The following is a 13,308-nucleotide window of genomic DNA, read 5'->3' as shown; positions in this document are numbered from 1 at the left end:
GGCCTTGGCGGCCCCCCGGACCTTAAGGGTGGGGGTGGACGCCTGCCCCTACTGCTTCATGACCATCCTGGACGCCCGCCATGCGGCCCAGGCGGTGAACCCCCAGGGGAAGGCCTTTTTCTACGACGACCCCGCCTGCCTTCTGGACCAGCTAAACGGCTGGGGAGGGCCAAGCCTCACCGCCAAGGAGGTGTACCTGGCGGATTTTGTCCTCAGCACCCGAACTGCTCCCAAATGGGTGGAAGCGGAAAAGGCCCTCCTCTACCACAACCCCAAGATCCGCACCCCCATGGGCTCAGGCCTTTTGGTCTTCAGCCGCCGGGAGGCCTTGGAACAACACCTCAAGGAACGGCCCGAGCGGGCGGGGGGGCGGGTTCTGACCTGGGCCCAGGCCCTGAAGGAGGGGGAAAGGCGTCCTTGGGTGCCTGCGGATGTGTTCACCCCTTCCAAGGCCCCATGAGCCCCCTTTTCTTTAAGGAGGTAACCCGTAACCCCTGGACCCTAGGCCTTGTTCTCCTCCCTCCCCTCCTGGCCCTGGGCTTCTTGGGCCGGGGGGAAGGGGTGGGGCTGGTGGGGCTTTACTCGGGGCTTCTCCTCCTCCTGCCCCCCTTGGTCCTGGCCCTGGCTCTGCCCCTTTTGGCCTCGAGGGAGGAGTGGGCCTTCCTCTTAGGGCTTCCCGTGGGGGCCTTCCGGGGCTTTGGGGAGGGGGTGGTGGGGGTTTTCCTGGGGCTTCTTCTGCCCCTTCTTCCCGGCCTCCTTCTGGGGGCGGGGGTGTTGGGCCTCTCTGGGAAGGCCACCTTGTGGCTTCTCCTTTCGGGGGTGGGGGTTTTGGCCTTCTGGGCCGGGCTTGCCGCCTTCTTGGCCGCCCTGACCTTGGAGGAGAGGCGGGCCTTGGGGCTGGGTTTTGGACTTTTTGGCCTCCTCAACGTGCTCTATGGGCCCATGGTGGTGGCCCTGGCGGTGCGCCTTAGGGAGTATCCCCTGGAAGGCCTCCTCACCCTGGCCCTCCTGCTGAACCCCCAGGAGATCCACCGGGTGGGGCTCCTGGCTGGGCTTAAGGCCCCGGTGCTCACGGGGCCCATAGGGTACCTGGTGGCGGAGCGCCTAGGGGCGGTGGGGCCTTGGCTAGGGCTTTTCTACCTGGTCCTCTTGGGGGTCCTTCTGGCCCTGCTGGGTGCCCTGGTCTTCGCCCGCCGGGACCGGTAGCATGGAGGCCATGGAGATCCTGCTCACTACCCTGGACCAGGTGCCCGGCCACCGGGTGGTGCAGGTACTGGGTGTGGTCAAGGGGAGTACGGTGCGGACCAAACACCTGGGCAAGGACCTTTTGGCGGGCCTGCGTACTCTGGTGGGCGGGGAGATCCCCGAGTACACGGAGATGCTGAAGGAGGCCCGCCAGGAAGCCGAGCGCAGGATGCGGGAAGAGGCCAGGCGCCTGGGGGCCCATGCCGTCTTGGGGGTGCGGTACGCCACGGCCAGCGTGCTCCAAGGGGCGGCGGAAATCCTGGCCTACGGTACCGCGGTGCGTTTGGAGCCCGTAAGGGAGCCCCGGTAATGCGCCTGGCCGCCCTCCTTCTCCTCCTGCCCTTCTTCCTCCAACTCCTGGGCTTTGGCAACACCCCCTTGGGCGGGGGGCTTTGCGGGGAGCTTTTCCTGGTACAAAACCCCGCCTTGGCCTTAAAGACCCCGGGGTTTTGGTACGGGGCCCTTTTCATGGGCCTTTTGGCCCTGCAGCTGGGGTATGGCCTTTCCCTCCTCCTCCTGCCCCTACTGGAGGTGCCCGTAGGCCCAGCCTGGCTTCGCCTGGGCCGGTTTCTAGTGGGGCTTCTTTTGGCCCTTTTCCTCCTCAGCCGCACCCTGGGCCTGCCCACCCCGGGCCCCACGGGGTGGGTGCTGGAGCCGGCTTCCCTGGACCCCCTTTCCCTCCTTTTGGTGGGGCTTTCCCTGGCGGGGGGGGTTCTCCTGAGGGAGAATAGGGGGCATGGAACGGCTTCTTGAGGTGATGCGCCGCCTTCGGGGGCCCGGGGGTTGCCCCTGGGACCGGGCCCAGACCCACGAAAGCCTCGTCCCCTACCTGTTGGAGGAGGCCAGCGAGGCGGCGGATGCCCTCTTGGATGGGGACCCCAAGGAGATGGCGGAGGAGCTTGGGGATGTGCTCCTGCAGGTGGCCTTTCACAGCGTGATCGGCGAGGAGGAGGGGCGGTTTACCTATGAGGACGTGGAAAGAAGCATCGTGGAAAAGCTCATCCGCCGCCATCCCCACGTCTTCGGGGAGGCCAGGGCCAAGACCCCAGAGGAGGTGAAGGCCCGCTGGGAGGAGCTAAAGGCCGAGGAGGGGAAGAAGGAGGAGCCCTGTGGCCTACCCAAGCACCTTCCCACCCTGCTTCGGGCCTACGAGCTGCAGCGAAAGGGCGTGGATCCGGGAAGCGAGGAGGGCCTAAGGATGGCCCTGGAGAGGGGGGACCTCGAGGAGGCGCTTTGGAACCTGGTGGGGCTTTTCGCCAAACGGGGCCTGGACCCCGAGACCGCCTTAAGGCGGCGCTCCCACAAAGCCTGCCGGGAGGGCTAGCCCTTCCTCCGGGCTTTCGGTTGGCGGCGGTGGCCGTGCCCCTCCTGGGGGAGAGCCTCCTTTTCACCCTGCGTAGCCCCCACCTGCCCACCCACGCCGGCCAGGTGAGCTTCCCCGGAGGGGTGGTGGAGCCAGGGGAAACCCCCCTGGAGGCCGCCTTGCGGGAGGCGGCGGAAGAGGTGGGGCTAGGGGGGCTGGAGGCCTTGGGCTACCTTTCCCCAGGGTTTTCCCCCCAGGGTTTCTTGGTCCAGCCGGTGGTGGTCTTCCGGGAAGACCTTCCTCCCTTACGCCCTAACCCCCTCGAGGTGGCCGAGGCCTTCTTGGCCCCAGTGGAGGAGCTCCTGGGGATAACCCCCTGGAGCGAGGTGCGCCAGGGCCGGACCGTTTGGCACTTTCCCTGGCGAGGGGTGGACATCTGGGGGGTGACCGGAAATATCCTTAAGGAGTTCCTGGAGGTGTGGCGTGAGGCGAGTGGGCATCCTTTTGGCCGATCTCTTTGACGAGCGGGAGTTCCTCTACCCCTACTACCGGGTCCAGGAGGCGGGCTACACCCCTTTGGTCATCGGGCCCGACGTCCGGGAGTACAGGGCCAAGTCCGGCTTTGCCTGGAAGGCGGAGGTGGCAGCCCGGGAGGTAGGGGAGGTGGCGGGCCTCCTTATCCCCGGGGGCTTTGCCCCCGATTACCTGCGGCGAAGCCCCGAGGTCCTTGCCTTGGTGCGAAGGGTGGCGGAAGAGGGCAGGCCCATCGGGGCCATCTGCCATGCGGGCTGGGTTTTGATCAGCGCCGGACTGGTGCGCGGGCGAAGGGTCACGGGGTTTGCCTCCATCCGCCACGACCTGGAAAACGCCGGGGGGCTTTACCAGGAGGCCGGGGTGGTGGTGGATGGAAACCTGGTAACCGCCCAGGGGCCCAAGGATCTCCCCGGCTTCCTCCGGGCCTTTTTGGAGCTATTGGCTAAAGGGTAAAGCGGGTTCCCCACACCCCCTTTAGGACGCCCTCCAGTACCCCCCTTTCCCCCCGGGCAATGGCCGCCCAGGGAGCCCCGGCCCTAAGGGCGTTCAAGGCCGCCTCCACCTTGGGGATCATGCCTCCTTGGATCACCCCAGAGGCCTTGAGTTCCTCCACCTCCTGCGGCGTGAGGCGGGGCAGGCGGCTTTTGGGGTCCTGGGGGTCCTGGAGGACCCCGGGCACGTCCGTGAGGAAAAGGACGGGCCACCCTAAGGCCCCGGCCACCGCCCCCGCGGCGGTGTCGGCGTTGACGTTTAAGGGGCCTGCCTCGTCCAGGGCGATGGGGGCCAGGAGGGGGGTGTAGCCCTGTTCCACGAGGTCCAGGAGCACGCCCACCTCCACCCCCACCACCTCCCCCACCCGGCCCAGGTGGGCTAGGGCCCTCCCCTTTAGGCAAAGGGTATCCCGCCCGGAAAGGGAAAGCGCCCTTTTTCCCCTTCGGGAAAGGCCCTCCGCCAGGCGCTTTCCCGTGAGGCAAAGGCTCATTTCCACCACCTCCATGTGCTCAGGAGGCGTTACCCTCAGGCCCCCCTCAAAGCGGCTTTCCAGGCCCAGGCGGGAAAGCCAGGCCCCGATCTCCGGCCCACCCCCGTGTACCAGCACCAGGGGGCCTGGGTAGCCCGCAAGCTCGTCTAGGAGGGTTTCGGCACCCCGTAGGCTTCCGCCCACCTTCACCAACAAGGGTTCACTCAAGGTAGACCACCTCCTCCGGCAGGCCTCCCTCTTCCTCGGCCTCCAACAGGTCCAAAAAGCCCAAGGCCGCGTGGTCGGGGTGGAGGCCAAAGTGGGTGGCCAGGGCCTGGACCGCGCTCAGGGGGGGCATGGAGGCGGCTTTCTCCAGCAGGGGCTTGAGGTCCGCAGGGGCTTGGAGCCTGGGCCCCAGCTCCGCCCCCTGGGCCAGTTGGGCCTTAATCTCCCCCTTTTCCGCAAGGAGGAAGAGAAGCTCCTCCTCGGCCACGACCAGGAAGGCCAGGGCCCTTCCCAGGTGGGAGAGCTCTTGGAGGAAGGCCCGGATGGCCTGGGGGTCTTCCTGGGCCTCGAGGGCCTCGTGGTACAGGCTCACCCAGGGGGGGTCCGGGACCAGAAAGACCCCCGCCCCCTGGGTTTGCCCCTGGGCCCAGGCCCGCACCTCTTCCCAGGGAGCCGCCACGTGGAAGGAGAGAAAGCTCCGCACCAAGCCCTATACTAGCCATTGTGAGCGCCCTCTACCGCAAGCTCCGCCCCCTCACCTTTCAGGAGGTGGTGGGCCAGGAGCAGGTGAAGGAACCCCTCATGCGGGCCATAGGGGAAGGGCGCTTGGCCCATGCTTACCTCTTCTCGGGCCCTCGAGGGGTGGGGAAGACCACCACCGCCAGGCTTCTGGCCATGGCCGTGGGGTGCCAGGGGGAGGTGCGCCCTTGCGGGGTCTGCCCGCACTGCCAGGCGGTGCAAAGAGGGGCCCATCCCGATGTGGTGGAGATCGACGCCGCCAGCAACAACTCGGTGGAGGACGTGCGGGAGTTAAGGGAGAAGGTGCTTCTGGCTCCCCTTTCCGCCCCCAAGAAGGTCTTCATCCTGGACGAGGCCCATATGCTCTCCAAAAGCGCCTTCAACGCCCTCTTGAAGACCCTGGAGGAGCCTCCACCCCACGTCCTTTTCGTCTTCGCCACCACCGAGCCGGAGAGGATGCCCCCCACCATCCTCTCCCGCACCCAGCACTACCGCTTCCGCCGCCTCACCGAGGAGGAGATCGCCTCCAAGCTCCGGCGCGTCCTCCAGGAGATGGGCAGGGAGGCGGAGGAGGAGGCCCTCCTCCTGGTGGCCCGGCTGGCGGACGGGGCGCTTAGGGATGCGGAAAGCCTCCTGGACCGCCTGCTCCTCCTGGAGGGCCCCCTGACCCGGAAGCGGGTGGAGGAGGCCTTGGGCCTTCCGCCCAAGGAGGCCCTTTCCCGCCTGGCCCGGGGGCTGGTCCGGGGGGACCTCAAGGAGGTGCTCTCCGAGGCCAGGGGGCTTTACGCCCAGGGCTTTGCCCCGAGAAGCCTGGTGGGGGGGCTTATGGAGGTGATGCGGGAGGCCCTGTACGCGGCCTACGGCCTGCCGGGAGAGGGGATGGAAGCCCCTCCCGAGGCCCTGCTGGGGGCCCTCACCGCCTTGGACGAGGCCATGGAGCGCCTTTCCAAGCGCTCGGACCTCCTGGCCCTGGAGGCGGCCCTGCTGCAGGCGGCAAGGGCTTTCCCCTCCGGGCGAGCTGTGGGGGTGGTCCGGCCCGCGGCGGGTCTTCCTGCGGGGGAAGCGGCCCAGGTGGGGGCTCTTGTGCCCGAGGGGCCAACGCCTCGGCGTGAGCCCGCGGCCTCCGGGGAAGACCTGCCCGAGTTCCACCCCACCCAGCCCTTGGCGCCGCCGAGCCTCAAGGAGGCGGGTCCCCCCGGGGGGGAGGAGGGGGATCAGGCCGGGAGGTGGAGGGCCTTCCTCGAGGCCCTGAAGCCCACCCTAAGGGCCTTCCTCCGCGAGGCCCGGCCAAGTCTGGAAGAGGGGCGCCTTGTGCTCCGCTTTCCCGAGAGCAAGGCCTTCCACCACAAGCGGGCCGAGGAGCAAAAGGCCTCCCTCCTTCCCCTGATACGGGCCCACTTCGGGGTGGAAGAGGTGGTCTTCCTCCTGGAAAAAAAAAGCCTAAACCCTAGGCCCCTTTCCCGAAACCGGCCATTGCCCGGGGAGAAACCCACCCAGGGTGGGCCGGCCGAAGAGCCTAAGGCCTCCGAGCCCTCCGCCCAAGCCCTGCCGGAAGGGGAGGAGAAGCCGAGGGAGGCCTGGCCCGAGCCTGGCGAAAGGCTGCCTGCTGCCCAAGCCCCTTGGCCCGGCCGGCCGGTCCCTTTCGGACCCGATGCCCCGGCGGAGGAACCCCCCAGGCCTCCTGAGGATCCCAACCAGCGCCTGGCGGAGATCACCCGCCTCCTGGGGGCGCGGCTCCTTTGGGTGCGCAGGCCCAGGCCTCCCGAGGCCGAGGAACCCGTGAGCGAAGACGACATAGGGGGTACTGGTATATAATGCCCCCATGACCAAGACCACCGAGCTCGGGCAAGAGACCGTGGAGAACATCCTCAAGCGGCTACGGCGTATAGAAGGCCAGGTGCGGGGTCTGCAGAAGATGGTGGCCGAAGGGCGCCCCTGTGACGAGGTCCTCACCCAGATGACCGCCACCAAAAAGGCCATGGAGGCGGCGGCCACTCTTATTTTGGAAGAGTTCTTAAACGTGTGTGCCGCCGAGGTTTCCGAGGGCAAGGTGGATCCCAAAAAGCCCGAGGAAATCGCCACCATGCTGAAGAAGTTCATCTAGCCCCTTGCCTAGCGGAAAGCCCCTTGCGCTTCGCAGCTGGCCAAAGAGGCTTTGGCGCCTCTTCTTGGCCTTTTTCCCCCAAGGGGAAGGGGGGGACGATGCCTTTGCCCTGGCCTTTTTGCAGGGGGAGGAGCGCACCCTGTACCTGGCCATGGACCCCCGGGATAGGGCCCATGCGGTCCGGGTGGCCAAAAGGCTCCTTAGGGACCACCCCGACGCCCCCGCCTTCGTCATCCGGGCGGCGCTCCTTCACGATGCGGGAAAGGCCCTGAGGCCCTACCGCCCCCTGGAGCGCATCCTCACCGGGCTTTATGCGCCCAACGTACCCCCCTACCCTTTGCGGCGGGGGTTTTGGGGCGCCTTCCAGGTGCGTCGCCACCACCCCCTGTACGCGGCGGAGCGCATCCGGGATCCCCAGGTGCGGGCCCTGGTCCTGGAGCACCACCGCCCGCAAAGCCTCTGGGGCCGGAGGCTCCACCAGGCGGACCAGGAGGAGTAGCCCCCTTTGGGCAAAAGCCCCTAGCCAAGAACCACCCTTAAGGAGTAGGGTATCAAAGAGCGAAGGAGGGCTTATGGAAGACTTCACCTGGCGCGTGGGCGGCCCCCAAGGGGGCGGGATAGAGACGGCGGCCACCCTGTTTGCCCGGGCCGTGGCCAAGGGGGGTTGGTGGGTGGCCACCAAGCGGGAGTACCACTCCAACATCATGGGGCGGCACTCCTATCTGGACGTGCGGCTAGGGCGAAAACCGGTGGGAGCCTTCCGCGAAAAGGTGGACATGCTGGTGGCCCTGGATGGGGAGACCCTGGCCCGGCACCTGGACGAGGTCCGGCCTGGAGGGGTCTTGCTCTACGACCCCAAGGTGCTAGGGCTCACGGTGCGGGGCCTACCCATGCTGGACCACCGCGTGGCCGATGCCCTGGCGGAACGCTTTCGTAAAGCCAACCCCAGTCTCCAAGACCTTCTTGCGGCCTTTGTGGAGGCAGGGGTTCAGCCGCTTCCTTATCCCTACGAGGAGGTGGCCGACCGGATCGGGGTGGAGCTGGGGGTGCCCCCCTTGCAGGCCCGGCGCACCCTGAACACCATCGCCGTGGCCGCCAGCCTCCACTTCCTGGGCTTTCCCCTAGACCCCCTGCTGGAGGCCCTGGCCCTCCAGTTTAGGGGCAAGGTGTTGGAGTTAAACCAACGGGTGGCCCAGGCGGTCTACCGGGAGGAAATGCCCAAGCTTTCCTTCCAGCTCCACCTGAACGGCTACGAGCCGGGCCGGGTCTACCTTACCGGGGCCCAGGCGGCTGCTTTGGGGAAGCTGGCCGGGGGGCTTCGCTTCCAGACCTACTACCCCATAAGCCCCGCCACCGACGAGTCCACCTACCTCGAGGCCCACACCGCCTTTACCGGGGCGGACGTGGCCGTGGTCCAGACGGAGGACGAGATGGCCGCGGTGACCATGGCCGTGGGGGCCGCCCTCACCGGGGCCAAGGCGGCCACCGCCACCAGCGGGCCTGGCTTCAGCCTCATGGCCGAGGGGATGGGGTTTGCCGGCATGATTGAGGCCCCCTTGGTGGTAACCCTCTACCAGCGGGGCGGGCCCAGTACCGGCCTTCCCACCCGCACCGAGCAGGGGGACTTGATGTTCGCCATCCGGGGTGGGCACGGGGAGTATCCCAGGATTGTCTTGGCCTCAGGGGACATCCAGGACGCCTTCTTGGATGCGCAAAAGGCCCTGGCCTGGGCCTGGCGCTACCAGACGGTGGTGGTGCACCTGGTGGACAAGTTCCTGGCCTCCATGGCCCAAAGCCTTCCCAAGGAGGCGTTAAGGGTGCTTTCCCTGGACGGGGAAAAGCGCCTTGGGCCCAGGCACGAGGGCTTTGGCCCCTATGAGCGGTATGGGCCCGCGGAAGACGGGATTTCCCCCTTCATTCCCATCGGTACCCCCGGGGGCTTTTACTGGATGACCTCGGACGAGCACGACCCCGTAGGCCACATCACCGAGGACGTGGCCCTGCGGGAATACCAGATGGAAAAGCGCATGCAGAAGCTAGAGACCGCCCGTAGGGAGATTCCCCTCGAGGACCAGTACACCCTCTTTCGGGACGGGGAGGTCCTGGTCCTGGGCTGGGGCACGGTGAAGGGCACCCTTCTGGAGGCCCTGGACCATCTCCCGGGGGTGGGGTACCTGCACCTCAGGCTCCTTTGGCCCTTCCCCCAGATCGGCCCCCTTCTGGAGGGGAAGAGGCTGGTCACGGTGGAACACAACTACTCGGGGCAGCTGGCGGACCTGGTGCAGCAGGAAACCCTGAAGAGGGTGCATCACCGCGTGGTGAAGTACAACGGCCGCCCCATCACCCTGGAGGAGGTGGTGGAGGCCTTGAAAGGGGTGCTTGCGGGTAGGGCCCCCGAGCGCTTGGTGCTCAGGAAAGGAGTTTGACCATGCTGGAGCTTAAGCTGGCGGATTACAAGGCGGAAAAGCAGCCGGACTGGTGCCCGGGTTGCGGGGACTACGGCATCCTCTCCGCCCTGCAGATGGCCCTTTTTGAGCTGAAGCGGGATCCTTCCCAAACGGCCATCTTCTCGGGGATCGGCTGCTCGGCCAAAACCCCGCACTACCTCAATGTCTACGGGGTCCATACCCTCCACGGCCGCGTTCTCCCCGTGGCCCAGGGGGCCAAGCTGGCCAACCCCCACCTCACCGTGGTGGCGGTGGGGGGGGATGGGGACGGCTTGGGGATTGGGGCGGGGCACTTCGTGGCCGCGGGCCGCCGCAACGTGGACATGCTCTATATCCTCTACGACAACGAGGTCTACGGCCTGACCAAAGGGCAGGCGGGCCCCACCCTGGGCCTGGGGGAGAAGACCAAGAGCCTGCCCAAGCCCAACCCCCAGGGGCGCATCAACCCCCTCCTCCTGGCCTTTGCCTCCGGGTACACCTGGATCGCCCGTGGCTACGCCTACGATGTCAAGGGCCTGAAGGAGCTCATCAAGGAGGGGCTAAGCCACAAGGGCCTGGCCTTCCTCCACGTGCTCCAGCCCTGCCCCACCTACAACGACCTCCACACCAAGGAGTGGTTTGCCCCCAGGCTGTATAGGCTCCAGGACGAGGGGTATGACCCCCATGTTCCCGAGGGCCTTCCCCCGGAGGAGCTGGACAGGAAGATGGCCCAGTTCCAGGAGAAGGCGGTGGAGTGGGGGGAGCGGATTCCCCTAGGGGTCTTTTGGCAGGCGGAGGTGCCTACCTTTGAGGAGCGCCTTAAGGCCTATCTCCCCCGCTACCCCGAGGTGTACCCCGCCTTGGGCCAGCGGGAGCCTTTGGACCTCGAGGGCCTCCTCAAGGAGTTCGCCCTCTAGGGGCGGATGAGCCGCGCCGGGGTGGCGATCAGGTCCACCCGGCGCTCGGGTTCCACGGGAAGCTTGGGGTAGACCATGAGGGCGTGGGCTAGGGTGGCGAAGGGGGCGTCCACGGAAAGCCAGGCCTGGGGGAAGCCGTAGCCCTTCCCCACCCAGCCCCCTTCCTCGTCCACGGCCACGGCCCCGATGAGGACCAGGTCTATGGGCTGGCCCTCGAGGCTGGCCTTTGCCCCATAGCGGTAGGCCTCCCGCACCCTTTTCAGCTTCCTGGGGTCCAGGTCCTTGAGGAGCAAAAACTCCCCTGGCCGGTCGGGGTGGGGGAGGAGGAGGGCTTTCCCCGCCCTTAGGGCCGCTTCCCTCAAGGGTTTTAAGACCGCATCCATCCCCGCCAGGATGAGCCGGGCCCTCTGGAACTCAGGGGTAGCTTGGAGGCGCTCCGCCGCCTTCCTGGCCCCCAGGAAGTTGGGATGGTGGCCGTGGGGGGGTGTGGGGTGGAGGGCCAGGTCGTAGCGGGCCAGGGTGTTCCAGACTTCTTCCCGGAGTTGGCCTAGGGTCATGGGGTTTTAGGCTATAAAGCCTCGCCCTTTCCCCCGGGAGGGGATGGGTTCCTTGGGGTGGCCTGGGATCCAAAGCCCGGGATGGCGTGGGGGAGGACGGGGGCACTTTCCACTAGACCACTATACCCAGGCCCCGGGTAGACTGGACCCCATGGGCCGCCTTAAGTTCGCCCACCTGCACCAGCACACCCAGTTTTCCCTCCTGGATGGGGCGGCGAAGCTTTCCGACCTCCTCCAGTGGGTGAAGGAGGTCTCCCCCGAGGACCCCGCCTTGGCCATGACCGACCACGGCAACCTCTTCGGGGCGGTGGAGTTTTACAAAAAGGCCACCGCCATGGGGATCAAACCCATCATCGGTTACGAGGCCTACGTGGCGGCGGAAAGCCGCTTTGACCGCAAAAGGGGTAAGGGCCTGGACGGCGGCTACTTCCACCTAACCCTTCTGGCCAAGGACTTTAGGGGCTACCAGAACCTGGTGCGCCTGGCCAGCCGGGCCTACCTGGAAGGCTTTTACGAGAAGCCCCGCATAGACCGGGAGATTCTTCGGGAGCATTCGGAGGGGCTCATTGCCCTCTCCGGTTGCCTGGGGGCGGAAATCCCCCAGTTCATCCTGCAAGACCGCCTGGACCTGGCCGAGGCCCGGCTGAACGAGTACCTGGCCATCTTCGGCGACCGCTTTTTCCTTGAGATCCAGAACCACGGCCTTCCTGAGCAAAGGAAGGTGAACCAGGTCCTCAAGGAGTTTGCCCGGAAGTACGGCCTGGGGATGGTGGCCACCAACGACGGCCACTATGTGCGCAAGGAGGACGCCCGGGCCCACGAGGTGCTTCTTGCCATTCAGTCCAAAAGCACCCTGGATGACCCCGAGCGCTGGCGCTTCCCCTGCGACGAGTTTTACGTGAAGACCCCCGAGGAGATGCGGGCCATGCTCCCCGAGGAGGAATGGGGGGATGAGCCCTTTGACAACACCGTGGAGATCGCCCGCATGTGCAACGTGGACCTGCCCATCGGGGACAAGATGGTCTACCGCATCCCCCGCTTTCCCCTTCCCCAGGGCCGGACCGAGGCCCAGTACCTGCGGGAGCTCACCTTTAAGGGGCTTCTTTTCCGCTATCCAGACCGCATCACCGAGGGGTTCTACCGGGAGGTTTTCCGCCTTCTGGGCCGCATCCCCCCTCACGGGGACGGGGAGGCCTTGGCGGAGGCCCTGGCCCAGGTGGAAGGGGAGGCCTGGGAAGCCCTTCGCGCCCAGCTGCCCCCTTTAGAGGGGGTGCGGGAGTGGACGGCGGAGGCCATTCTGCACCGGGCCCTTTACGAGCTTTCCGTGATTGAGCGCATGGGGTTCCCCGGATACTTCCTCATCGTGCAGGACTACATCAACTGGGCCCGGCAGAACGGGATTTCCGTGGGGCCGGGCCGGGGAAGCGCCGCCGGGAGCCTGGTGGCCTATGCGGTGGGGATCACCAACATTGACCCCTTGCGCTTTGGCCTCCTCTTTGAGCGCTTTCTGAACCCCGAGCGGGTTTCCATGCCGGACATTGACACCGACTTCTCCGACCGGGAGCGGGACCGGGTCATCCAGTACGTGCGCGGGCGCTACGGGGAGGACAAGGTGGCCCAGATCGGCACCTTCGGCAGCCTGGCCTCCAAGGCGGCCCTCAAGGACGTGGCCCGGGTCTACGGCATCCCCCACAAGAAGGCGGAGGAGCTGGCCAAGCTGATCCCCGTGCAGTTCGGCAAGCCCAAGCCCCTGGCCGAGGCCATAGAGCTGGTGCCGGAGCTAAGGGCGGAGATGGAAAAGGACCCCAAGGTGCGGGAGGTCATAGAGGTGGCCATGCGCCTGGAGGGCCTGAACCGCCACGCCTCCGTGCACGCCGCTGGGGTGGTGATCGCCCAGGAGCCCCTCACGGACCTGGTCCCCCTCATGCGGGACCAGGAGGGGCGGCCCGTGACCCAGTACGACATGGGGGCGGTGGAGGCCTTGGGGCTTTTGAAGATGGACTTTTTGGGCCTGCGCACCCTCACCTTCCTGGACGAGGCCAAGAAGATCGTCAAGGAGTCCAAGGGGGTGGAGCTGGACTACGACCGCCTGCCCCTGGACGATCCCAAGACCTTCGCCCTCCTTGCCCGGGGGGAGACCAAGGGGGTTTTCCAGCTGGAATCGGGGGGCATGACCGCCACGGTGCGGGGGCTTAAGCCCCGGCGCCTCGAGGACATCATCGCCCTGGTCTCCCTCTACCGCCCGGGGCCCATGGAGCACATCCCCACCTACATCCGCCGCCACCATGGCCAGGAGCCCGTGAGCTACGCGGAGTTCCCCCATGCGGAGAAGTACCTAAGGCCCATCCTGGAGGAGACCTACGGCATCCCCGTCTACCAGGAGCAGATCATGCAGATCGCCTCCCAGGTGGCCGGCTACTCCCTGGGGGAGGCGGACCTCCTCCGCCGGGCCATGGGCAAGAAGAAGGTGGAGGAGATGCAAAGGCACCGGGAGCGCTTCGTGCGGGGGGCCAAGGA

The 13,308-nt window shown here is 66.8% G+C and carries 16 protein-coding genes; 13 read left to right on the top strand and 3 right to left on the bottom strand.

All coding sequences use genetic code 11. From position 1 onward, the window contains the following. The 7 genes from Q0693_RS09670 to Q0693_RS09640 form a co-directional block, all read left to right on the top strand. Positions 1-460 (top strand): nitrous oxide reductase accessory protein NosL (locus Q0693_RS09670; RefSeq protein ID WP_298631257.1); only part of this gene is annotated, 460 nt, incomplete at its 5' end. Beyond that, a complete protein-coding gene (locus tag Q0693_RS09665) occupies positions 457-1,206 on the top strand; it encodes a hypothetical protein (protein ID WP_243030019.1) in 750 nt (249 codons plus the stop codon). The genes Q0693_RS09670 and Q0693_RS09665, both read left to right, overlap by 4 nt. A 10-nt stretch (positions 1,207-1,216) precedes the next feature. Continuing rightward, on the top strand, positions 1,217-1,555 hold the full coding sequence (locus tag Q0693_RS09660; RefSeq protein ID WP_243030018.1) for a YbjQ family protein: 339 nt from the start codon (positions 1,217-1,219) through the stop codon (positions 1,553-1,555). After that, positions 1,555-1,998 carry a hypothetical protein gene (locus Q0693_RS09655; protein ID WP_243030017.1) on the top strand — a complete coding sequence of 148 codons (444 nt, stop codon included), beginning with the start codon at positions 1,555-1,557 and terminating at the stop codon, positions 1,996-1,998. Before Q0693_RS09660 ends, Q0693_RS09655 begins: the two co-directional genes overlap by 1 nt. Beyond that, positions 1,973-2,569, top strand: a complete 597-nt coding sequence (locus Q0693_RS09650) for a MazG family protein (protein WP_298631260.1) — start codon at positions 1,973-1,975, stop codon at positions 2,567-2,569. Before Q0693_RS09655 ends, Q0693_RS09650 begins: the two co-directional genes overlap by 26 nt. Positions 2,570-2,598: 29 nt before the next feature. Then, positions 2,599-3,069: a CoA pyrophosphatase gene (locus tag Q0693_RS09645; RefSeq protein WP_243028084.1), complete on the top strand. Its 471-nt coding sequence runs from the start codon at positions 2,599-2,601 to the stop codon at positions 3,067-3,069. After that, positions 3,032-3,535 (top strand): type 1 glutamine amidotransferase domain-containing protein, encoded by a 504-nt coding sequence (locus Q0693_RS09640; protein ID WP_298631252.1) that lies wholly within the window; start codon positions 3,032-3,034, stop codon positions 3,533-3,535. Before Q0693_RS09645 ends, Q0693_RS09640 begins: the two co-directional genes overlap by 38 nt. On the opposite strand, the gene argB is transcribed toward Q0693_RS09640, so the two are convergent. Then, positions 3,525-4,271 carry an acetylglutamate kinase gene (argB, locus tag Q0693_RS09635; RefSeq protein WP_298631249.1) on the bottom strand — a complete coding sequence of 249 codons (747 nt, stop codon included), beginning with the start codon at positions 4,269-4,271 and terminating at the stop codon, positions 3,525-3,527. The genes Q0693_RS09640 and argB overlap by 11 nt on opposite strands. Then, positions 4,264-4,755, bottom strand: a complete 492-nt coding sequence (locus Q0693_RS09630; protein ID WP_298631246.1) for a hypothetical protein — start codon at positions 4,753-4,755, stop codon at positions 4,264-4,266. The genes argB and Q0693_RS09630 overlap by 8 nt, the downstream gene beginning before the upstream one ends. Positions 4,756-4,772: 17 nt before the next feature. Here Q0693_RS09630 and dnaX point away from each other — a divergent pair, with 17 nt between their 5' ends. The 5 genes from dnaX (at position 4,773) to Q0693_RS09605 (ending at position 10,234) form a co-directional block, all read left to right on the top strand. After that, entirely contained in the window at positions 4,773-6,602 is a 1,830-nt protein-coding gene (gene dnaX, locus Q0693_RS09625) for a DNA polymerase III subunit gamma/tau (protein ID WP_298631243.1), read from the top strand. A gap of 7 nt (positions 6,603-6,609) precedes the next feature. Then, positions 6,610-6,891: a metal-sensitive transcriptional regulator gene (locus Q0693_RS09620; RefSeq protein WP_243030012.1), complete on the top strand. Its 282-nt coding sequence runs from the start codon at positions 6,610-6,612 to the stop codon at positions 6,889-6,891. A gap of 4 nt (positions 6,892-6,895) precedes the next feature. Further along, positions 6,896-7,390, top strand: a complete 495-nt coding sequence (locus tag Q0693_RS09615) for an HD domain-containing protein (protein WP_298631239.1) — start codon at positions 6,896-6,898, stop codon at positions 7,388-7,390. A 73-nt stretch (positions 7,391-7,463) separates the two neighbouring features. Further along, positions 7,464-9,317, top strand: coding sequence for a 2-oxoacid:acceptor oxidoreductase subunit alpha (locus Q0693_RS09610; RefSeq protein WP_298631236.1), 1,854 nt, complete (start codon positions 7,464-7,466; stop codon positions 9,315-9,317). A 2-nt stretch (positions 9,318-9,319) separates the two neighbouring features. Further along, complete coding sequence (locus Q0693_RS09605; protein ID WP_298631233.1) at positions 9,320-10,234, top strand: 2-oxoacid:ferredoxin oxidoreductase subunit beta; 915 nt, start codon at positions 9,320-9,322, stop codon at positions 10,232-10,234. On the opposite strand, the gene Q0693_RS09600 is transcribed toward Q0693_RS09605, so the two are convergent. Beyond that, a complete protein-coding gene (locus tag Q0693_RS09600) occupies positions 10,231-10,791 on the bottom strand; it encodes a 5-formyltetrahydrofolate cyclo-ligase (RefSeq protein ID WP_298631230.1) in 561 nt (186 codons plus the stop codon). The two genes, Q0693_RS09605 and Q0693_RS09600, sit on opposite strands and share 4 nt — an antisense overlap. Positions 10,792-10,942: 151 nt before the next feature. Here Q0693_RS09600 and dnaE point away from each other — a divergent pair. Beyond that, on the top strand, positions 10,943-13,308 hold a 2,366-nt coding region (gene dnaE, locus Q0693_RS09595), incomplete at its 3' end, for a DNA polymerase III subunit alpha (RefSeq protein WP_298631227.1).

Origin of the sequence: uncultured Thermus sp. (assembly GCF_938010445.1) — a bacterium.
In the GTDB taxonomy this organism is placed as follows: domain Bacteria; phylum Deinococcota; class Deinococci; order Deinococcales; family Thermaceae; genus Thermus; species Thermus altitudinis.
Note: the sequence above shows the minus strand (reverse complement) of the source record. Positions and strands in the feature narration are given on the sequence as shown.

Bases quoted from the DNA above. Each gene is read 5' to 3' on its own strand.
- Q0693_RS09600 (WP_298631230.1), bottom strand. From the start codon at position 10,791: ATGACCCTAGGCCAACTCCGGGAAGAAGTCTGGAACACCCTGGCCCGC.
- Q0693_RS09610 (WP_298631236.1), top strand. From the start codon at position 7,464: ATGGAAGACTTCACCTGGCGCGTGGGCGGCCCCCAAGGGGGCGGGATA.
- Q0693_RS09660 (WP_243030018.1), top strand. From the start codon at position 1,217: ATGGAGATCCTGCTCACTACCCTGGACCAGGTGCCCGGCCACCGGGTG.
- Q0693_RS09655 (WP_243030017.1), top strand. From the start codon at position 1,555: ATGCGCCTGGCCGCCCTCCTTCTCCTCCTGCCCTTCTTCCTCCAACTC.
- Q0693_RS09665 (WP_243030019.1), top strand. From the start codon at position 457: ATGAGCCCCCTTTTCTTTAAGGAGGTAACCCGTAACCCCTGGACCCTA.
- Q0693_RS09620 (WP_243030012.1), top strand. From the start codon at position 6,610: ATGACCAAGACCACCGAGCTCGGGCAAGAGACCGTGGAGAACATCCTC.
- Q0693_RS09605 (WP_298631233.1), top strand. From the start codon at position 9,320: ATGCTGGAGCTTAAGCTGGCGGATTACAAGGCGGAAAAGCAGCCGGAC.